This window comes from Streptomyces sp. NPDC088812 (assembly GCF_044750285.1).
Lineage (GTDB): Bacteria > Actinomycetota > Actinomycetes > Streptomycetales > Streptomycetaceae > Streptomyces.
Genome location: NZ_JBIVJP010000010.1, coordinates 184,796 through 203,642, shown reverse-complemented (window position 1 = coordinate 203,642; position 18,847 = coordinate 184,796). Strand labels below are relative to the sequence as shown.

General features: G+C 73.3%; 14 protein-coding genes and 2 pseudogenes. 12 read left to right on the top strand and 4 right to left on the bottom strand.

Annotated elements, in window-relative coordinates:
- Positions 1-3: 3 nt before the first annotated feature.
- From ACIP67_RS19645 to ACIP67_RS19635, 3 genes are read left to right on the top strand one after another with little or no spacing between them, the layout of a single operon-like run.
- The gene (locus tag ACIP67_RS19645) at positions 4-780 is read left to right on the top strand and encodes an ABC transporter permease (protein ID WP_401693159.1); all 777 of its coding nucleotides are present in this window, start codon (positions 4-6) and stop codon (positions 778-780) included.
- 32 nt (positions 781-812) lie between these two features.
- Positions 813-1,595, top strand: coding sequence for an ABC transporter permease (locus ACIP67_RS19640; protein ID WP_401693157.1), 783 nt, complete (start codon positions 813-815; stop codon positions 1,593-1,595).
- 35 nt (positions 1,596-1,630) lie between these two features.
- Entirely contained in the window at positions 1,631-3,700 is a 2,070-nt protein-coding gene (locus ACIP67_RS19635) for a condensation domain-containing protein (RefSeq protein ID WP_401693155.1), read from the top strand.
- Positions 3,701-3,768: 68 nt separating this feature from the next.
- Here the strand turns inward: ACIP67_RS19635 and ACIP67_RS19630 are convergent, their stop codons facing one another.
- From ACIP67_RS19630 to ACIP67_RS19620, 3 genes and pseudogenes are all read right to left on the bottom strand, one after another.
- The gene (locus ACIP67_RS19630; protein ID WP_401693153.1) at positions 3,769-5,418 is read right to left on the bottom strand and encodes a carbamoyltransferase C-terminal domain-containing protein; all 1,650 of its coding nucleotides are present in this window, start codon (positions 5,416-5,418) and stop codon (positions 3,769-3,771) included.
- A gap of 80 nt (positions 5,419-5,498) precedes the next feature.
- On the bottom strand, positions 5,499-7,607 hold the full coding sequence (locus ACIP67_RS19625) for a condensation domain-containing protein (RefSeq protein WP_401693152.1): 2,109 nt from the start codon (positions 7,605-7,607) through the stop codon (positions 5,499-5,501).
- A gap of 175 nt (positions 7,608-7,782) precedes the next feature.
- A pseudogene (locus ACIP67_RS19620) lies at positions 7,783-8,124 on the bottom strand (AraC family transcriptional regulator); the annotation flags it as partial.
- Between the two features lie 77 nt (positions 8,125-8,201).
- Here ACIP67_RS19620 and ACIP67_RS19615 point away from each other — a divergent pair.
- Positions 8,202-8,345: pseudogene (locus tag ACIP67_RS19615) on the top strand (NmrA family transcriptional regulator); the annotation flags it as partial.
- A gap of 10 nt (positions 8,346-8,355) precedes the next feature.
- Here the strand turns inward: ACIP67_RS19615 and ACIP67_RS19610 are convergent.
- Positions 8,356-9,522: a YihY/virulence factor BrkB family protein gene (locus tag ACIP67_RS19610; protein WP_401693150.1), complete on the bottom strand. Its 1,167-nt coding sequence runs from the start codon at positions 9,520-9,522 to the stop codon at positions 8,356-8,358.
- A 646-nt stretch (positions 9,523-10,168) separates the two neighbouring features.
- On the opposite strand from ACIP67_RS19610, the gene ACIP67_RS19605 reads away from it, so the two are divergent.
- From ACIP67_RS19605 to ACIP67_RS19570, 8 genes are all read left to right on the top strand, one after another.
- Positions 10,169-11,803: an acyl-CoA dehydrogenase family protein gene (locus ACIP67_RS19605; RefSeq protein ID WP_401693148.1), complete on the top strand. Its 1,635-nt coding sequence runs from the start codon at positions 10,169-10,171 to the stop codon at positions 11,801-11,803.
- Positions 11,804-12,106: 303 nt separating this feature from the next.
- Positions 12,107-13,390 (top strand): GAF domain-containing protein, encoded by a 1,284-nt coding sequence (locus tag ACIP67_RS19600; protein ID WP_401693285.1) that lies wholly within the window; start codon positions 12,107-12,109, stop codon positions 13,388-13,390.
- 561 nt (positions 13,391-13,951) lie between these two features.
- Positions 13,952-15,244 carry a hypothetical protein gene (locus ACIP67_RS19595; protein ID WP_401693146.1) on the top strand — a complete coding sequence of 431 codons (1,293 nt, stop codon included), beginning with the start codon at positions 13,952-13,954 and terminating at the stop codon, positions 15,242-15,244.
- Between the two features lie 46 nt (positions 15,245-15,290).
- Positions 15,291-15,863 (top strand): GNAT family N-acetyltransferase, encoded by a 573-nt coding sequence (locus tag ACIP67_RS19590; protein WP_401693145.1) that lies wholly within the window; start codon positions 15,291-15,293, stop codon positions 15,861-15,863.
- A 127-nt stretch (positions 15,864-15,990) separates the two neighbouring features.
- The gene (locus ACIP67_RS19585) at positions 15,991-16,074 is read left to right on the top strand and encodes a putative leader peptide (protein ID WP_309486338.1); all 84 of its coding nucleotides are present in this window, start codon (positions 15,991-15,993) and stop codon (positions 16,072-16,074) included.
- A 129-nt stretch (positions 16,075-16,203) separates the two neighbouring features.
- The gene (locus tag ACIP67_RS19580) at positions 16,204-17,901 is read left to right on the top strand and encodes a nitrite/sulfite reductase (RefSeq protein WP_401693144.1); all 1,698 of its coding nucleotides are present in this window, start codon (positions 16,204-16,206) and stop codon (positions 17,899-17,901) included.
- Positions 17,898-18,080, top strand: a complete 183-nt coding sequence (locus tag ACIP67_RS19575; RefSeq protein ID WP_385066436.1) for a hypothetical protein — start codon at positions 17,898-17,900, stop codon at positions 18,078-18,080. Before ACIP67_RS19580 ends, ACIP67_RS19575 begins: the two co-directional genes overlap by 4 nt.
- Entirely contained in the window at positions 18,077-18,787 is a 711-nt protein-coding gene (locus tag ACIP67_RS19570) for a phosphoadenylyl-sulfate reductase (protein ID WP_401693143.1), read from the top strand. The genes ACIP67_RS19575 and ACIP67_RS19570 overlap by 4 nt, the downstream gene beginning before the upstream one ends.
- Positions 18,788-18,847: the final 60 nt, after the last annotated feature.

Below are 18,847 nucleotides of genomic sequence, written 5' to 3'. Positions count from 1 at the left end.
GCGATGGGGAACGGGACACTGCGCGTCACCCGCTTCCATCTGACGCTCTACCGCCGGACCTGGCGGACCGGCGTCTTCACCGGGTTCCTCATGCCGCTGCTGTACCTGGGTGTGGTCGGCATCGGCGCGGGCGGATACGTGGAGCACGACGTCGAGGGCCTCGCCTTCGTGGCGTTCCTGGCGCCGGGCCTGCTGGCCGTCGTCGCCTTCCAGACGGCGGCGGAGGAGGCGGGCTTCCCCCTCTACTCCGCCCTCCGGCTGACCGGCCGGTACCAGCGGCTGCTCACGGCGCCCCTCGGCGTGGGGCAGGTGCTGGCGGGTCACCTGCTCTTCATCGCCGTCCGCGCGGCCGTGTCGGCGGTCGCCTTCTGCGCGGTGGCCGTGCTGCTCGGCGTGTTCGACAGTCTGTGGTGCCTGCTGCTGGTGCCGGTCGCCATGCTGCTGGCGCTGTCGGCGGCGGCGCCGCTGTTCGCCTTCACCGGACGGCTCACCAGCTCGGCCAACCTGATGACCGTGTCCCGGCTGGTGGTGCTGCCGCTGTCGATGTTCTCCGGGGTGTTCTTCCCGGCGGGGGACCTCCCGGCGCTCGTGCAGCCGCTGGTGCGGGTCTCCCCCCTGTGGCACGGGGTCGAGGTGTGCCGGGCGGTCTCCGGCCGGTTCGCGGCCGGCGCCGGTCCGGAGCCGCTGTCCCTCGCCGGCCACCTGGGGGTTCTTCTGTTGTGGGCCGCGGCCGGTTTCGTCCTGACCCTGCGGGTGTTCGAGCGCCGCCTGTCCGACTGACCGACTCCGTCCAGAACGCGAGGTCGCCTTCCATGTCCCGCTCCCCGACAGCCGCGAAGCTGCACCGCGCCGGCACGTTCGTGTCCCGGGGGGTGCTGCTGAACCGCCGCGCCTGGCCGAACTTCGTCTCCACGCTCCTGGAGCCGGTGATCCTGCTCGTCGCCCTCGGCCTGGGGATGGGCGCCCTGATCGGCGAGATCACCGTCGAGGGCCGGACCATGAGCTACGAGGAGTTCGTCGCCCCGGCGATGCTGGCCACCGCCGCGGTGTCCGGGGTGGTGAACGAGACCACGTACTCCTTCTACGCCAAGCTCACCCAGCGCCTGTACGAGGGCTATCTGTCGACTCCCCTGACCATCGGCGAACTGGCCGTGGGCGAGACCGCGTGGGCGCTGCTGTGCGGGGGGATCTACTCGTCCGCGTTCCTGGTGTCCATGGCCGCTCTCGGCCTGGCCCCGTCGTGGTGGATGCTCCTGGCGCTGCCCGGTGCCACGCTGATCAGCCTGGCGTTCGCGGCGGTCAGCATGGCCGCGACCACGTTCATGCGCCGGTGGGAGGACTTCGAGCAGGTGAGCATCTGGATGTTCCTGATGACCATGTGCTCCGGGACGGTCTTCCCCGTGGAGGCGTATCCGGGCTGGGGGCAGGCGATCGTCCGGCTCACCCCTCTTCACCAGGGAGTGGCACTGCTGCGGGACCTGTCCGTCGGCCGTCTCACCGCAGGAACGGCGGCCCATGTCTGCTATCTGCTGGCCATGTCCGTGGCGGGCTTCGCGGTGGCCCGGCACCGGCTGAGCCGGCTGCTGACCCGTTGACCGCCGCGAGGAACCGGGAAACCAGGGGAGGCGTCATGCGTGTGCTGGAACGTACGGGCCCTTTGCAGTCGGGGCTCTGCCAGGCGGAGTGGATCCACATCGTGTGCGAGGGACGGGAGCCGTTCGGCTGTCCCCGGGTCGACGTGGACGTGCCCGGCTCCCTCGGTGAGCGGCAGGTCGAGGACGCCGTCGCTCTCCTCGTCGCCCGCCACGAGGTGCTGCGCACCACCCTCGCCGAGGACGAGCAGGGCCGGGTGGTGCAGCACGTGTGGCGTCCGGAGCGGGTGCCGCTGCGCCGGCCGGACGCGCCGCTCGAGGCGCCGTTCCGCATCGGCGAGGAGTGGCCCGTCCGGGCGGCCCTCACCCGACGGGACGACGGGCAGCGGCAGTTGACGCTGGTGTTCGCCCATATCGCCGTCGACGCCTGGTCGATGGGCATCCTGACCCGGGAGACGGAGGTGCTCCTGGACGCGGCCGCGCGCGGTACGCCGCCGGAACTGCCCGCCGCGGACCACCATCCCGTCGACCGGGCCCGCCTCGAACACTCGGAGCGCGGCCGGGCCGTCCGGGACCGCAACCTGCGTTTCTGGGAGGAGGAGTTCCGCCACCTGCCGGGCGGTCCGTTCGCCGTTGCGGAGATCCCCTCACCCGTCGGGTGCCATCACGTCGTACGGGACTCCGCGGCGCTCGGGCCGGCGCTCTCCCTCGTCGGGCGGCGGTGGCCGGCGGCCTCCGTGTTCCTCGCGGCGGTGGCGCTGGCCGTGTCCGCGGCGTCCGGCCAGGACCGCGTGGCGCTCGCCACCACGTGGTCGTCCCGGGAGAGCCCGCCCTCGCGGCGGATGGTGGGATCGGTCATGAGGGACGTCGTCCTGGCCGTCGACGTCCGGCGGGAGAGCCGGTTCGACGAACTGGCCGAGGCCGCCGTGCGCGCCGCTCTGCGGGCCGCGCGACGCAGCGACGTCGACGTCCTGGCCCTGTGGGAGGCCGAGGCGCGGGCCGGCCGCCGCCGCGGGGCGCGCACCCATCCGGGGATCTTCGTCAACTTCCACTACACGGCGGACGAGGGGTCCGCGGACCCCGGCGGCTCCCCCGCCCCCGGTCCGTCGTCGCTGCTCGCCCACGGCACCACCACGTACACGCGCGCTCCCGAGCTGCCGTTCGAGGACGGTCCGCATCTGCTGTACCTGGCGGTGTCCGCCGGTCCCGAGGGGTGTGCGCGGCTCTTCCTGTCCGCCAACGAGGCGGTGTTGGACCGGGAGGGCGCCGTCGCCCTGCTGATGCGCGTCGAGGGTGTCCTGGCCCGGTTCGCCGAGGATCCCGAGCTCGTCTGCACGGAGTTCCTGCCGCGGCCGCGGCCGCCGGGCGACGGGTGGGTGACGGTCGACGGGTCGTGGACCGACCTCCGTCTGGTCCAGCGGGCCTTGCGGGAGCATCCGGGGGTCACCGGCGCGCGGGCCTTCGTCGAGGACGGTGAGCTCCGTGCGGAGGTCACGGTCACGGGGCCGGACGTCGGTGCCGTCGCGCTGCGCAGGTTCCTGCTCAACAGGGTGGGGCCACGGTCCGCCCTGGTCGTCCCGGACCGCTTCCTGATCGACCGGGAGCCCGGCGACGCCTGCGCCGGGGCCGGGGCCGGAGCCGGAGCCGATGCGGCGGCCGGGGCGGGCTCGGCAGCCGGGGCGGGCTCGGCAGCCGGGGCCGGCACAGGGTCCGACACCGGGTCCGGCAGCGGGTCCGACACCGGGTCCGACAGCGGGTCCGACACCGGGTCCGACACCGGGTCCGACACCGGGTCCGACACCGGGTCCGGCAGCGGGTCCGACACCGGGTCCGGCAGCGGGTCCGGCAGCGGCCGTCCGGCCTCGGGCCGGGAACAGGCCCTGCACGACGCCGTGGTCCGGGCCAACGGGCTGGAGTCGGTACCCCTGCACGACGGCTATGTGGAGGCGGGCGGGCGCCTGACGCGCGTGGCGGAGGTGTTACGCCTGCTCGCGCGGGACGGGCTCACCGGACTGCGGTTCAACGACTTCCGGCTGCCGTGCGATCTGTCCACGCTGGCCTCCCGTCTGCGCGGCCAGGACGCTTGTGACGGATCTCCGCGGGAGTAGGAGCGGCGTTCGGCGCGTGCCCTCCGACCGGGAGCCCGGCACCGCACGGCCGCACGGCTTCCCGTCCGTCAGCACCCCCCGGGCGTCCTGCGGTACAGCGCGTCGTCCAGGACGAGGAAGTCGAGGTCCATGGAGCGGAACGCCGCGAGCGCGTCCGCGGCGCTGTTCACCAGGGGCTCGCCCCGGTCGTTGAAGGACGTGTTGAGGAGGACGGGCGGCGCGCCGCGGCCGGCGAGCGCCGCCAGGACCGCCTCGACCGCCGGCGCCGTACCGGGAGCCAGGACCTGCGGGCGGGTGGTGCCGTCGACGTGCACGACGCCCGGCGCGACACGGCGGGCCTCGTCGGTGACACGGGCCGCGCCGAGCATGTAGCGGCTGAGGTGTTCCTGCCGCTCCCACAGGGTGCCGGCGTACTGCGGTGAGGTGACGCCGGCGAACGGGCGCCACTGCTCCCGGTGCTTGATCCGGTTGACCCGCTCGTGCACCGCCGTCGTGTCCGGCACCGCGAGGATGGAGCGGTGGCACAGGGCGCGTGGGCCGACCTCGGCCCTGCCCTGGGCGACCGCTCCCACCTGCCCGTCGAGCAGCAGGTCGGTCACCTGGTCGGGGTCGAAGCCGGTGCGCAGCAGCCCCTGTACCGCGGTGGGTCCGACGCCGTCCGCCCGGACGTCCTCGCCCAGATAGGGGCTGATCGCACCGCCCGGCCGTTGCGGCGGGCGTACGCTCCACGCGGCCCCCAGCGCCACTCCGGCGTCGTGCGGGACGGGCGGGACGAACAGGGGCCCCGGCAGCAGTCCGTTGGCGCTGCAGTTGAGTGCCACGCCGCCGGCCAGACAGAGTTCCGCCACGCCCGCGAGGCGCCGGGCCGTGGCGGCGAGGGAGGTCACCGCGTCCTCGATCAGGCGCTGTGCCGTGTACGCGACGAGCACGGCCGCGGGGTCCTCGTTCAGCCGGTCCGCCGGGACGGAGGGCCGGTCGGCGCCGGCGAGTTTGGCGTAGAGCTCGCGCCAGGCGGTCACCGTGGCTCCGTAGTGGGATCCGATCTCGTCGATCGTGGCGTGCCCGTCGTTCTCCGGCAGCGGGGGTACCGCCAGCCGGAGGCCGTCGCCGTCGGTGTCGACCAGTGTCTCCACGACGAGCCCGCGGGCCCGTCCGTGAGCGGCCAGCCCCATGGTCCTGCCCGCGTCGAGGTGGTGGAAGCCGAGCCATTCGGAGGCCCCGTCGTACGCGTAGCCCAGGGAGGTGGTGCGCGGCCGGGCGTACTTGCGTTCGGGCTCGCGGTCGTAGGAGAAGGACCAGATCGTGGTCGACTCGTTCTCGCCGTTGCCGTCGACGACGAGGACGCCCGCCTCGGAGAACGGTGAGGCGTAGAAGGCCGACGCGGCGTGCGCCCGGTGGTGGGGGACGAGGACGATCTCGGGGAGGCGTCCGGGGAAGTCGAAACCGGTGGCGTGCATGGCCAGTTCACGCTCGTCGGCGAAGAACCCGGGGAACATCTGGTCGATGTCCCAGCCGATGGCGATCGTGTCGAGGTCGTCGACGGTGATGCCGGCCTGTTCGAGGCAGAACCGTGCCGCACCCGTGGGTTTGTTGAAGCCGTCCCCGATCGCATGGCGGACTCTGTTGTGGCGCTCCTGCTCGGAATAGGCGATGACGTTTCCGCTGCCGTCGACCAGGCAGGCGGAGGCGTCGTGCCAGCCGGCGGGTGGGGCGTTCACGCCAAGGATCCACATGTCGTTCTCCCATGGCTCGTCGGAGTGGGACGGAGGCGGTGATCGCGGGCGGCGGGAGCCCTCGCTCAGTGTGGGGCGGCCACCGGGCGGGACGGGCGGTGCAGCGCGAGCGCGCGCAGGCTGCACGGGCGCAGGAAGTCCCCGGCGACGTAGCCGTCCACACCCTGGTCGCGCAGGCGGGCGAGAACGACGGGGACGCGCCTGAGCAGGCCGCCGGCCTCCACGTAGGTGAGGGACATGTCCACGTCGTCGAGTTCGTTCGCCGCCTCCACGGCTGCTCGCAGGACCCGTTGCCGGGCGTTCCGCTCACCCGCTTCCGGCGGCGTCGGTTCCCCGGGCGCGGGGGCGGGGGACGAGGTGGCGGAGGGCGCGGTGGCTCGAGGCTCCGTGACGGTCCCGGCCACGGGTGGTTCCGTGGCGGGGCCCGTTGTGACGTGGAGGTGGTCGGGCACGAGCAGCGCGTGCCGGAAGTCCAGGTGCGCCAGGAGGAGTTCGCGCAGTTCCAGGGGGGAGGGGCCGTCGGGGCGGACGACGACGTGGGCGGACGTCGTCCCGTCCGGTTCCCGGCGCGCGCTCGCCGAGACGACCCCGTCGTGCCCGCGCAGGATCTCCTCGGCGAGCCCGAGGTGGAACCACGCCCCCCGCACCGAGATCCAGCCCTCCTCGACCTGCCGTGGCGTCAGGGCGCTCAGGCGCCGTGCCTCGGCGGCGGTCAGGTCACCGGCCGAGGCGAGTCCGACGAGGACCGCCTCGACGCCACGGGCGATCCCGGTGGCCTCGGCAGGAGTCAGGACCGCCTGGTTGGCCGCGAGGAAGAGCTCCGCGCGGCCGTGCTCGCCGCGCGCCAGGGAGGTGTACAGGTTGAAGTCGTCATAGTGCTCCTCGGGTCCCGTCTCGGCGGTCAGCGAGCCGCCGTCGGGCAGGGAGCCGCCGTCGGGCAGGGGGCCCGGTGCGGTCGTGTCGACCTCGGGCCCGGCCTCGCGCTCCGTGCCCCACTCCGTGTCCGGGTCGGGGCCGAGGTTCACGAAGACGGCGGACCGGCGCCAGGCGCCGCGCCCGCGGTTGATGAGGGAGTCGGCCTGGAGGAGGCCGTAGACGTCGTACTGGCTGTGGCGGGCGCAGCGGAGCACGGACTCCTGGACGCGGTGCACGGCCGTGACGAAGTCGGGCGCGTCCGAGAGGTCGATGTTCAGGATGATGTCCCGCATGACCGAGGCGACGAGCCTCTTCGTCCGATCGGGCTCGCGCGCGGGCCAGGTGTAGGAGAGCGGGACGACGGGTTGCCGGCAGACGACCGAGAGGGCGGTGGCCAGCGCGGTGAGGAAGACCGGTCCCAGAGGCAGGCGGTGCTTTTGGTGGATGAGGCGGAGGGCCGGTCCGAGGGCGGGTGAGTCCAGGCGGACGCGCGTGTAGCGGACGCGTTCCGGAACGACGGCGGTGGGGAAGATGCCGGCCGGTGCGGCGGAGAGGACACTCCGCCAGTGCGCGAGGGGGGTGCCGTCGTCGGCGTCCGCCTCCGCGAGGGCGTGGTCGAGCGGCTGGCAGGTGACGGGCGGGAGCGCCGGCGGGCGGCCCGCTGCCGCCGCTCGGAGGACCTCGGTGAGTTCTTCGCGCAGGACCTGCTGTCCCAGGTAGTCGATCGCTATGTGGGCGATCACCAGCAGGAGCCGGCGGTGTCCGGCGGCGTACCGTACGACGGCGGCCCGCAGTGGTGTCGTGGTGAACACGTCGAGCGGGGCGTCGCAGAAGGAGTCGAGTTGCTCGGTTCCGGTGGGTTGCTCGGTTCCGGTGGGTTCCTCGGAACCGGCGAGTCCCTCCGTACCGGCGGGAGAGGCGGTGCCGGCAGGAGAGGCGGTACCGGCAGGAGAGGCGGTGCCGGCCGCGGCGTCGGGGCCGGAGAGGTCGAACCGGTGCAAGGAGACGGGGGCCGGGGGCCAGACCGTCTGCCGGGGGTCTCCCCTGTGGTCGGCGGGGAAGGTGGTCCGCAGCACCTCGTGCCGCTCCACCATGACGGCGACGGCGGCGGCGGCTTCCTCGTGGGACAGACCGGCGGGCAGGTCCAGCCAGAGGCACTGGCGCGGGTGGCGCGGCCGCCCGTGTTTCCTGTGGTAGAGCCACTCCTGCTGGGCGATGCCGTACTGAAGGGGTCCGCTCCGGACGGGCCGGTCGGTCATCGTCGCCTCCCTGCCCGGTCGCGCGGCCTGTACCGCCTGGCCGGCGCGGCGGGCTCGTCGCGGGAACGGTGGACGCCCGGTCCGGCGGACCGGGTGCCCGGCGGGTCGACGCGCTACCGCAAGATCGGCCGCCACGTAGCCTGGCACACGAAGGTAAGGGCCACAAGCGCTTTCTAAGGCGTCGGCCGGTGAGGTACGTCATCGGCGGTTCCCCGACCAGTCCGGTGAAGCGGCGGGCCGGGGCGACCCGGGAGACGCCCGCCGTGACGGCGAGGGAGGCCACCGTCCAGGGGTGGGCCGGGTCGTTCTGGACGAGCCGCAGCACACGGCCCACGACGGGGTCGGCCCTCGCCCGGTACCAGGCCGGCGCTGCCGCCTCGGGCCGGGAGAACCAGGCCCGCAGGGCGGCTATGACGAGCAGGTCAAGCAGGTCGAGCAGGTCGAGCAGACGGTCCAGGACAGCCCCCTGGCCGGGTTCGTCCCGGCCGGTCTCCTCCGTCAGCAGCGGAGTGAGCGGCCACTGGCGTACGGCATCTGGTGCTGCTGTCGGCCCGGGGCGAGGAGCGGGCACGGCCGACCGGGAGGCGCTGCGCCGACTTCCTCGTCGAGCTGTTCGAGGAGATGCCCGACGGCCACGACGCGCACCTCACGGACGGGGTGCGGCAGGTGCTGGGCCGGGAGCCGCGCGACTTCGCGGAGTTCGCGAAGGAGGCCGCGGCGGCGGGCACCCGGGCGTGACGCCGGGCGTTCACTTCTCGGGGGGCGGGGGCTCCTCCCCGTTCCCGTTCCCCTTGGGGAAGGTCTTCGCGTGCGTGCGCAGCCGGCCGGTCACGTCCTCCGGCGGCAGGAACCGCGACCACCGCTCGGGGAACTCGGACGGCATGTCGGGGTCGTCGGGGTCGTCGTGCGAGCGGGCGGCGGCCATGCGGGCGACGTACTCCGCGGCCTCCTCCTCGCGCAGCCGCTCGTTGGCGGCGCGCGCCGCGGCGGTCGCGGCGGCCGGCCAGACCCGGTCGATGGCGGCGTTCACGGCGGCGCCGACGAGCACGGCGAAGGCGGACACGCCGATCCACAGCAGGACGGCGACGGCGGCGGCGAGAGAGCCGTAGATGGTGGCGCCCTCGATGGTGCTCTGGAGGTAGATGCGCAGGAGGAAGCTGCCCAGCACCCACATCGCGAGGGCCACCAGGGCGCCGGGCACGTCCTCGATCCACGGGGAGCGCACCGGTACGGAGACGTGGTAGAGCGTGGTCAGGAAGGCGATCGACAGCACGATCACGACCGGCCAGTACAGGACCTGCACGACCGTCGTCGACCACGGCACGATCCGGACGACGGCGTCGGGCCCGGCGACCATCAGCGGCAGCGCGACCGACCCGATCAGCAGGGCGGCGATGAACAGCAGGAACGCCACCAGGCGGGTCTTGACGATGCCGCGGACGCCGTCCAGGCCGTACATGACGGTGATGGTGTCTATGAAGACGTTCACCGCGCGGGAACCCGACCACAGGGCGAACAGGAACCCGATGGAGATGACGTCGGGCCGGCCGCCCGCCATCACGTCGTCGAGGATCGGCTGGGCGATCTGCGTGACGCCCTTGTCGGACAGGACGGTGCGGGAGGCGTCGAGGAGGTTGCTCTCCAGGCTGCTGATGGTGTCGGTGCCGGTCCAGTCGTCGACGTAACCGAGCAGGCCGATGAGGCTCAGCAGCAGCGGCGGCACGGACAGCAGGGTGAAGAAGGCGGCCTCCGCGGCGAGGCCGAGGATGCGGTACTCGATGCAGGAGTTGACGGTGTCCTTGAGCAGCAGCCAGGCGGTCCTGCGCTTGGAGACGTTGCGGTAGAGGGCACGCGCGCGGTGGAGACGCCCGAAGGGGACCTCGGGCTGCTCGGAAGGCTGACTTGCTGGCTGCACGCCTTAAAGGTATCCGCCGTACGGGGCTGCGCTCACCTCCGGTGGGAACCGGCCGCGGTCGCCGCCGGCGCGGGGCACGCGGGTCTGGTGCCCGGACCCGCCACGGGCGCGACACGCACGGGTTCGGTGCCCGGACCCGCCACGGGCGCGACACGCACGTGCGCCCGGACCCACCGTGGCCGCCGCGGCAGGCACCCGCGGCCGGCCCTGCCGGGGGCTTGGCACGCGTGTGCACCCCGTCCTCGCCGTGGGGGTGGCACCTCGCGCGGGTGTCGGCCCCCTCGGGGCGTGCCACCGCACCCGGGTCCCTGCCCCACCGCGGGCGTGCCACCGCACCCGGGTCCCAGCCCCACCGCGGGCGTGCCACCACACCCGGGTCCCAGCCCCACCGCGGGCGTGCCACCACACCCGGGTCCCAGCCCCACCGCGGGCGTGCCACCGCACCCGGGTCCCAGCCCCACCGCGGGCGTGCCACCGCACCCGGGTCCCAGCCCCACCGCGGGCATGGCACCACACCTGGGTCCCTGCCTCGCCGTAGGCATGGCACCGCGCGGTGGTGCCCGGCCGTCGTCGTGCCGGGCACGTGCGTGTGAGGCCGTCGGTGTCCCGTGGTCATGAGCGGTCCGGCCGGGGGTAGGTTCGCCGTATGGCAGGCAGCACGCACACCGTGACCAACCAGCCCCCGCCGCTGCTCGGGTACGACGTCTACGGCGCCGACCGGGCCCTGGTGGACGCCGTGGAACGGCATCTCGATCCGGAGCTGCTCGACGAGGCCCGGGGAGATCTGTCGGCCCTGGGCCGGGCCGCCGGGTCGGCGCAGCTTCACGAGTGGGCGATCCAGGCGAACGAGAACCCGCCCACCCTGCGGACCCACGACCGTCACGGTCACCGGATCGACGAGGTCGAGTTCCATCCGGCCTGGCACCGGCTGCTCGGCAAGGGCGTGAGCGCCGGGCTCACGTCGGCGTGGGCCCGGCCGGGCGGGCACGTACGGCGGGCGGCAGGATTCCTGGTGTGGACGCAGGTCGAGGCGGGCAACGGGTGCCCGCTGTCGATGACCCACGCGGCCGTGCCCGCCCTGCGGACCGACCCGGAGCTGGCCGCCGAGTGGGAGCCGCGGCTGACGTCGACGCTGTACGAGCGCGAACTGCGGCCCGCCCGTCTGAAGGCGGGCGCCCTGTTCGGCATGGGGATGACGGAGAAGCAGGGCGGCAGCGACGTCCGGGCGAACACGACGTCGGCGCGGCCGCTCGCCGAGGACGGGACGTACGAGCTGACCGGGCACAAGTGGTTCTGCTCGGCGCCGATGTCCGACGGCTTCCTGGTACTGGCCCGGGCGCCGGAGGGGCTGACCTGCTTCCTCGTCCCCCGGGTGCTGGAGGACGGCACCCGCAACCCGTTCCTGCTCCAGCGGCTGAAGGACAAGCTGGGCAACCGGTCGAACGCGTCCGCCGAGGTCGAGTTCGACGGGACGTGGGCGCGCCGGGTCGGCGAGGAGGGGCACGGGGTGCGGACCATCATCGGGATGGTCGCGGCGACCCGGCTGGACTGCGTGCTCGGCTCTGCGGGCCTGATGCGGGCGGCCGTGGCGCAGGCGGTGCACCACTGCGCGTACCGCGAGGCGTTCGGCGGGAAACTCCTCGACAAGCCGCTGATGCGCAATGTTCTGGCCGATCTCGCGGTGGAGTCGGAGGCGGCCACGACGCTCGGGCTGCGTCTGGCGGCGGCCTACGACGACGGCGGTGAGCAGGAGCGGGCGCTGCTGCGGATCGCGGTGCCGGCCGCGAAGTACTGGGTGACCAAGCGCTGTACGCCGGTGACGGTGGAGGCGGCGGAGTGCCTGGGCGGCAACGGGTACGTGGAGGAGTCGGGGATGCCGCGGCTGGTGCGCGAGTCGCCGCTGAACTCCGTCTGGGAGGGCGCGGGCAACGTCCAGGCGCTGGACCTGCTGCGGGCGTTGCGCAGGGAGCCGCAGGCGCTGGACGCGTATCTGCGGGAGGTGGGACGGGCGCGGGGTGCCGACCACCGGCTGGACGCGGCGATCAAGGACCTGCTGACCGAGCTGGCCGACCTGGAGGGAGCCGAGGCGCGGGCGCGGCGGCTGGCGGAGCGGTTCGCACGGGTGCTCCAGGGTGCGCTGCTCGTACGGTTCGCGCCGCCGGAGGTCGCCGACGCGTTCTGCGCGTCGCGGCTCGGCGGGGACGGCGGGTCGGCCTTCGGCACCCTGCCCCACAGCCTGGACCTGGCGGCGCTGGTGGAGCGGGCCCGGCCGCTCGTCTGACCTGGGACGGGGCAGATGCGGGGGTGGTGCTGCGCCGACACGGCACCACCCCCGCCGCACGGCCCTGCGAGGCCGGTGACGCCGCTCGGGACGGCGCGCCACAAGTTTTGGACAGCAAGTGGATGTTGGCCAGGGTTGCAGAGGGTTGCAACGTGTCGGACTCGCTGTCCGGACTGTGCCCCTCCGTGATGTGCGGACGGCAAGATGGGACTCCGAGTGAGACCGGAAACAGTCGGCGCAGGAGCTTGACACCCGGTCCTGTGCCTGTGTGTCCACCGGGAGGCTCCAGTGGCGAAGTCGCCGATGACCGGGCCGCAGCTCGCGGCCGTCGATGCCGCACGAGCGGCGCGGATGCTCAACGAGGTGCGCGACGCCAAGCTCTCCGGCCGGCGGGCGAGGATCGCGCCCCGGCCGGTGATCGAGCAGTCCTGGGAGCGGATGCTGCGCAGCGGCGTGGACCCCGAGCACGACTTCAGAGCCGGGCTGCTCAGTCGGGAGGAGGTGCGCCGGCGCCGTGAGGAGTCACCGCTGCGGGAGGTGCTGCCGGTGCTGCGGGAGGGGCTGCTGTCGGTGGCGGACGCGGCCCACCACATCATGGTCGTCGCCGACGACGAGGGCCGGGTGCTGTGGCGGGAGGGCTGTTCCCCGGTGCTGCGCAGGGCCGACGGGCTGGGTTTCGAGGTGGGCGCGGACTGGCGGGAGGACGTCGTCGGGACCAATGGGATCGGAACGCCCGCGGTGGTGCGCCGGCCCGTCCAGGTGTTCGCGGCCGAGCACTTCGTGCGCTCGCACACGGCGTGGACCTGCGCCGGCGCCCCGATCACCGATCCCCGGGACGGCCGGCTGCTGGGCGTGGTGGACGTGAGCGGGCCGCTGGAGACGATGCATCCGGCCACGCTCGCCTGGGTCGACGCGGTGGCCAAGCTCGCCGAGGCGAAGCTGCGCGAGCTGCACCTGGGGGCACTGGAGCGGCTGCGGGCGGTGGCGGCGCCGGTGCTGGCCCGGCTCGGCGGCCGGGCGGCGGTGGTGGACCGGGGCGGCTGGACCGCGGCCGTGAGCGGGATGCCGTACGCGGCCCGGATCACCCTGCCCAGGTCGGTCTCGCCGGGCCGCCGGTGGCTGCCGGTGCTGGGGCTGTGCTCGGTGGAGCCGCTGGCGGGGGGCTGGCTGGTGCGCGCGCTGGAGGACGCCGCGGAGCCGCTGCCGCGCGGCACCACCCGGATCGAGCTGGATGTGACGCGGCCGCGCCGGTGGTCGGTGGCGGTGACCGGCGGGGCGGGGTCGTGGTCACACGAACTCAGTCCCCGGCACGCCGAGTTGCTGTACCTGCTGGCGGTGCACCGGGGCGGGCGCAGTGCGGCGGGGCTGGCGGCGGACGTGTTCGGTGATCCGGGGCGGACGGTGACCGTCCGGGCCGAGTTGTCCCGGGTGCGGCGGTATCTCGGGGGACTCCTGGAGCACCGGCCCTACCGGTTCTCCGAGGACGCGGAGGTGGCGGTGCTCCTGCCGGACGACCCGAAGGACCTCCTGCCGCACTCCATGGCGCCCGCGGTGGCCGAGGCGCGGGCGACGGACCCCGTGTCCTGACGACGGCCGCCATGTCACGCCCACGACTCCCCGACGTCCCCGGACCGCCCCGTTCCCCGACAACGCGTTGCCCGACTTCCCGTTCCCCGGCATCCCGTTGCCCGACTTCCCGTTCCCCGACAACCCGTTGCCTGGCATCCCGCTCGCCGACATCCCGTTCCCCGGCATCCCGCTCCCCGGGATCGCCGGCCTCTCGAACTTCCTCACGTCGGCCGTCAGTTCCGGGACGGCCACGGCGCCCGCATCCCGGCCACGACGCCCGCGACCCGGCCCCGGCGCCCCCGGCGCCCCCGGCGCCCCCGGCGCCCCCGGCGCACCTCACCCGCCCTGGCCACGGCTTTCGTGTCGTGTTCGGGGCGGATGCGGATTTCGTACCGTGGGGCGCTCACGCCTCCCTTTTCGTGCCGTACGCCCACGTGTGTCGCGGCGACTTCCGCACATGTGCGAGGTCCGGGCCCGGGCGGGCGCCCACTGCCGTAGCATCCCCTACGGTTCACCCCACCTGCTCCTCGGTCAACGTAAGGATCACCAGGCGCAGTTGGCCCCGCCTCGGGAGGACGAATGAAACATCGTGGCCGACATCGCCGGCACAGGCGGGGCAGGGCACTGCGTGCGTTCCTGACCGGAACGGCGCTGGCGCTCACCGCCGCCGCCACCATGATCAGCGCCTCCCAGGCGACGGTCACGGACGGCCCCGGGGCCCTGGAGCCGCTCACCGCCTCCACCGACACCGAGGCCCTGCGGCTGACGGAGAACCTGGTGCCGCAGGCCTCCCTGGACCGGCTCGCCGCGGAGATGGGTCCGCCGGTCGGCGTCGGTGCGGTCCTCGACGACGCCGACCGCACCCTGCGCGACGCGGCCGGCTGTACGGACGCGGAGCGGCGGGCGCTGCCCGTCTCCCCCTCCGCCACGCACGCCTACTGCTGGGACGCCGAGGACACCCGGGGCTGGCAGCCGGGCGCGGTGACCACCTCCGGCGAGGCCGACGACGACGGGCTGTGGGGCGCGCACCGGGTGATCCTCTCCGGCTGGTCGCGCAGCGCCGGCCCGAGCACCGACCGGGGCCTGGCCCGGGTCGCCTTCGTCGACGCGGGCGAACCGGACCGCCTCGCCTACACCTGGGCGCTGCTCGCCGTACCGGTCGAGGGCGGCCGCGACTACCGGGGGCTGGTCTCCCATGTATCGGGCATGGCCTGGTCCGAGGACAAACTGCTCGTCACCGCCGACGAGGAGGACGGCACCGCGCTGTACGTCTACGACCTGAACCGCGTCCAGCGCGCCACCGTCGGCGGTGCGGCGATCGGGCGGGTACCCGGCGGCTGGTCGGCGTACGGCCACCGCTACGTCCTGCCCGCCGTCGCCTCCTACCGGCTGGACGGCGGCGCGGACGCCCCGCGTCCGACCACCGTCTCCCTCGACCGCAGCACCTCCCCCGACACCCTGGTCGCCGGGGAGTGGACCCTCGACGACAGCGACCGGGGCGCCCGGCTGTGGCGGTACGCCCTCGACCCGGCGCCCGGCCGGACCGGGCTGCTCGCCTCCGACGCGGCCGGACGGGTCCGGGTGACCGAGGCGTACCGCACGAAGGCGACCGGGGTGCGGGGCGTGCTGGCGCACGGCTCGGCCTGGTACCTGACCCGGGCGGCCGCCGCGGACCGCAGGCACGGGACGCTGTGGCGGCAGGACACCGACGGGGCACGGGGCGCCACGTGCGGCGCCGACGGCAGCCACACCTGCTGGAGCACCCGGACCGAGTCCCTGTCCTACTCGGCGCAGACCGGCGAGGTCTGGACGCAGTCCGGCCGGGTGCTGTTCGCGCTGCCCCTGGCCTCCGTCGACCGGTCGGCGAAGTGACGGGCGCGATCGACAGACCGGCGGAACGGATGATTCCCTGACCGGCATGACCAACATTCCCGTGACCACCTGGTCCCTGGAGCAGACCGCGTCGAGTGACCTGCTGCCGGCCGCCGCGCCCGAGGGCGACGTCCGGATCGTCCGCTCCGAGGTCCCCTCGCCCGAGTTCAGCCGCTTCCTGTACGCCTCCGTCGGCGGCGACATCCGCTGGACCGACCGGCTGGGCTGGAGCCACGCGCGCTGGCAGGAACACCTCGAGCGGCCGGGCCTGGAGACCTGGGTGGCCTACGACCGCGGCACGCCGGCCGGGTACGTGGAGCTCGAACCCGGGGACGACGCGGTGGTGGAGATCGGCTACTTCGGTCTGATCCCCGCCTTCCGCGGCCGGCGGATCGGCGGGCACCTGCTGTCGTACGGCACGGCCCGCGCCTGGGACCTGGGGGACCGCTGGCCCACGCTGCCGCCGACCAAGCGGGTGTGGCTGCACACGTGCAGCAAGGACGGCGAGTACGCCATGGACAACTACCTGCGGCGCGGCTTCCGGCTCTTCGACACCAAGGTCGAGGAGGAGGCCGAGGTCGCCTCCCCGGGCCCCTGGCCGGGCGCATACCCAGCTTGACCTGCGCGGACAAGACACCGTGCAGCACATGTGACCGATGCCACCCTTGTCTCACTCTTCGGGACAAGGGTGTCCGCATGACGGACGAAGCTGGACTGTGTCCAGATCGCCGTGACACGCTTTCTTCATGTCTGGAACTGGAATTGCCTTGGTGAGTCGGCGGCACGTCGACCTCGGCCGCATGTCCAGCGCCATCTGTCCGGCGAGCTGACGAGCCGCAGCACCGCCGACACGCACCCTTCCAGCACTTCCCGCCCGCGCAATGGCGCGCAGGTATGCCCATGCGCCCGTACGCGCAGGTCAGCGTCGCATTCCGCCTGTCCCGAAGGACGTATTCACCATGGCCGCCACCCCGCAGAACCCTGCCGCCTCCGCGCCCCGCCGCAAGGTGAGCCGTCACCGCGGTGAGGGGCAGTGGGCCGTGGGTCACTTCACCCCGCTCAACGGCAACGAACAGTTCAAGAAGGACGACGACGGTCTCAACGTGCGGACGCGCATTGAGACGGTCTACTCCAAGCGGGGCTTCGACTCGATCGACCCCAACGACCTGCGCGGCCGGATGCGCTGGTGGGGGCTCTACACCCAGCGCAAGCCCGGGATCGACGGCGGCAAGACCGCGATCCTGGAGCCGGAGGAGCTGGACGACAAGTACTTCATGCTGCGGGTCCGTATCGACGGCGGCCGGCTCACCACCCAGCAGCTGCGCGTGATCGGCGAGATCTCGCAGGAGTTCGCGCGCGGCACCGCGGACATCACCGACCGGCAGAACGTCCAGTACCACTGGATCCGCATCGAGGACGTGCCGGAGATCTGGAACCGCCTGGAGGCGGTCGGTCTGTCCACGGTCACCGCCTGCGGTGACACGCCCCGTGTGATGATCGGCTCCCCGGTCGCGGGCATCGCCGAGGACGAGATCATCGACGGCACGCCGGCGCTGGAGGAGATGAAGCGCCGCGTCCTGAACAACCAGGCGTACTCGAACCTCCCCCGGAAGTTCAAGACCGCCATCTCCGGCTCGCCGGTGCTGGACGTGGTCCACGAGATCAACGACGTGGCGTTCGTCGGCGTCCGCCACCCCGAGCACGGCCCCGGCTTCGACGTGTGGGTCGGCGGCGGTCTGTCCACCAACCCCAAGCTGGGCGTGCGGCTGGGCGCCTGGGTGCCGCTGGACGAGGTCCCGGACGTCTACGAGGGCGTCCTGTCGATCTTCCGCGACTACGGCTACCGCCGGCTGCGCAACCGCGCCCGGCTGAAGTTCCTGGTCGCCGACTGGGGCGCGGAGAAGTTCCGCCAGGTGCTGGAGGACGAGTACCTCCAGCGCAAGCTGACCGACGGCCCCGCGCCCGAGGAGCCCGTGGCCCGCTGGCGGGACCACGTCGGCGTGCACCGGCAGAAGGACGGCCGCTACTACGTCGGCTTCGCCCCCCGCGTCGGCCGGGTCGACGGCACCGTCCTGACGAAGATCGCCGACCTGGCGGAGGCGCACGGCTCGGGCCGGGTGCGCACCACGGTCGAGCAGAAGATGATCGTCCTCGACGTCGAGGAGGGCCAGGTCGACTCGCTGGTCGAGTCCCTGGAGGCGCTGGACCTCACCGCCAGGCCGTCCACCTTCCGGCGCGGCACCATGGCCTGCACCGGCATCGAGTTCTGCAAGCTGGCCATCGTCGAGACCAAGGCGCGGGGCTCCGCGCTCATCGACGAGCTGGAGCGCCGCCTGCCGGACTTCGACGAGCCGCTCACCATCAACCTCAACGGCTGCCCGAACGCCTGCGCCCGTATCCAGGTGGCGGACATCGGCCTCAAGGGCCAGCTGATGCTCGACGACCGCGGCGAGCAGGTCGAGGGCTACCAGGTGCACCTCGGCGGCGCGCTCGGCCTCGAGGCCGGCTTCGGCCGGAAGGTCCGCGGACTGAAGGTGACCTCCGAGGAACTGCCGGACTACATCGAGCGCGTGCTGACGCGCTACCAGGCCGAGCGTACGGACGGCGAGCGGTTCGCCACCTGGGCCGCACGCGCCTCCGAGGAGGCCCTGTCATGAGCGAGCGGGCGGCCCCCTTCTACTGCCCCTACTGCGGCGACGAGGACCTGCGTCCGAGCGAGCAGGGCCACGGAGCCTGGGAATGCGCGGCGTGCAACCGCGCATTCCAGCTGAAGTACCTCGGGCTCCTCGCCCGTGGCGTTCAGCGAGCCGACAACGGAGGGGATGACCGGATATGACGACGGCTCAGGAAGCCCGTGTCGAAGAGGAGTTGAAGGCACTGGCCGAGCAGGCGGGACGCGACCTGGAGGACGCCTCCGCACTGGAGGTCCTCCAGTGGGCCGTGGACACCTTCGGCGAGCAGTTCTGTGTGACGTCCTCCATGGAGGACGCCGTGGTGGCCCATCTGGCGTCCCGCGTCCGCAAGGGCGTCGACGTGGTGTTCCTCGACACCGGCTACCACTTCCCCGAGACCATCGGCACCCGGGACGCGGTCGAGGCCGTGATGGACGTGAACGTCATCACCCTCACCCCGCGGCAGACGGTCGCCGAGCAGGACGCCGAGTACGGTCCCAAGCTCCACGACCGCGACCCGGACCTGTGCTGCAAGCTCCGCAAGGTCCAGCCGCTGGAGGAGGGCCTGCGAGGGTACCGGGCCTGGGCGACCGGGCTGCGCCGCGACGAGTCCCCGACCCGGGCGAACACCCCGGTCGTCGGCTGGGACGACAAGCGCCGCAAGGTCAAGATCTCCCCCATCGCCCGCTGGACCCAGGACGACGTCGACGCCTATGTCGCCGAACACGGTGTCCTGACCAACCCGCTGCTGATGGACGGCTACACCTCCGTCGGCTGCGCCCCCTGCACCCGCCGGGTCCTGGAGGGCGAGGACGCGCGCGCCGGCCGCTGGGCGGGCCGCGCCAAGACCGAGTGCGGGCTGCACGGATGACGGGCACCAAGGTCATTCATACGACTCCCACAGCTCCTGTTGCTACTGCTGTTACAGAAG

What these genes read in the sequence shown, in the direction of transcription:
- ACIP67_RS19645 (WP_401693159.1), top strand. Translation starts at nt 4, where the DNA reads ATGGGGAACGGGACACTGCGCGTCACCCGCTTCCATCTGACGCTCTAC.
- ACIP67_RS19640 (WP_401693157.1), top strand. Translation starts at nt 813, where the DNA reads ATGTCCCGCTCCCCGACAGCCGCGAAGCTGCACCGCGCCGGCACGTTC.
- ACIP67_RS19635 (WP_401693155.1), top strand. Translation starts at nt 1,631, where the DNA reads ATGCGTGTGCTGGAACGTACGGGCCCTTTGCAGTCGGGGCTCTGCCAG.
- ACIP67_RS19625 (WP_401693152.1), bottom strand. Translation starts at nt 7,607, where the DNA reads ATGACCGACCGGCCCGTCCGGAGCGGACCCCTTCAGTACGGCATCGCC.
- ACIP67_RS19605 (WP_401693148.1), top strand. Translation starts at nt 10,169, where the DNA reads ATGGCAGGCAGCACGCACACCGTGACCAACCAGCCCCCGCCGCTGCTC.
- ACIP67_RS19600 (WP_401693285.1), top strand. Translation starts at nt 12,107, where the DNA reads ATGACCGGGCCGCAGCTCGCGGCCGTCGATGCCGCACGAGCGGCGCGG.
- ACIP67_RS19595 (WP_401693146.1), top strand. Translation starts at nt 13,952, where the DNA reads ATGAAACATCGTGGCCGACATCGCCGGCACAGGCGGGGCAGGGCACTG.
- ACIP67_RS19590 (WP_401693145.1), top strand. Translation starts at nt 15,291, where the DNA reads ATGACCAACATTCCCGTGACCACCTGGTCCCTGGAGCAGACCGCGTCG.
- ACIP67_RS19585 (WP_309486338.1), top strand. Translation starts at nt 15,991, where the DNA reads ATGTCTGGAACTGGAATTGCCTTGGTGAGTCGGCGGCACGTCGACCTC.
- ACIP67_RS19580 (WP_401693144.1), top strand. Translation starts at nt 16,204, where the DNA reads ATGGCCGCCACCCCGCAGAACCCTGCCGCCTCCGCGCCCCGCCGCAAG.
- ACIP67_RS19575 (WP_385066436.1), top strand. Translation starts at nt 17,898, where the DNA reads ATGAGCGAGCGGGCGGCCCCCTTCTACTGCCCCTACTGCGGCGACGAG.
- ACIP67_RS19570 (WP_401693143.1), top strand. Translation starts at nt 18,077, where the DNA reads ATGACGACGGCTCAGGAAGCCCGTGTCGAAGAGGAGTTGAAGGCACTG.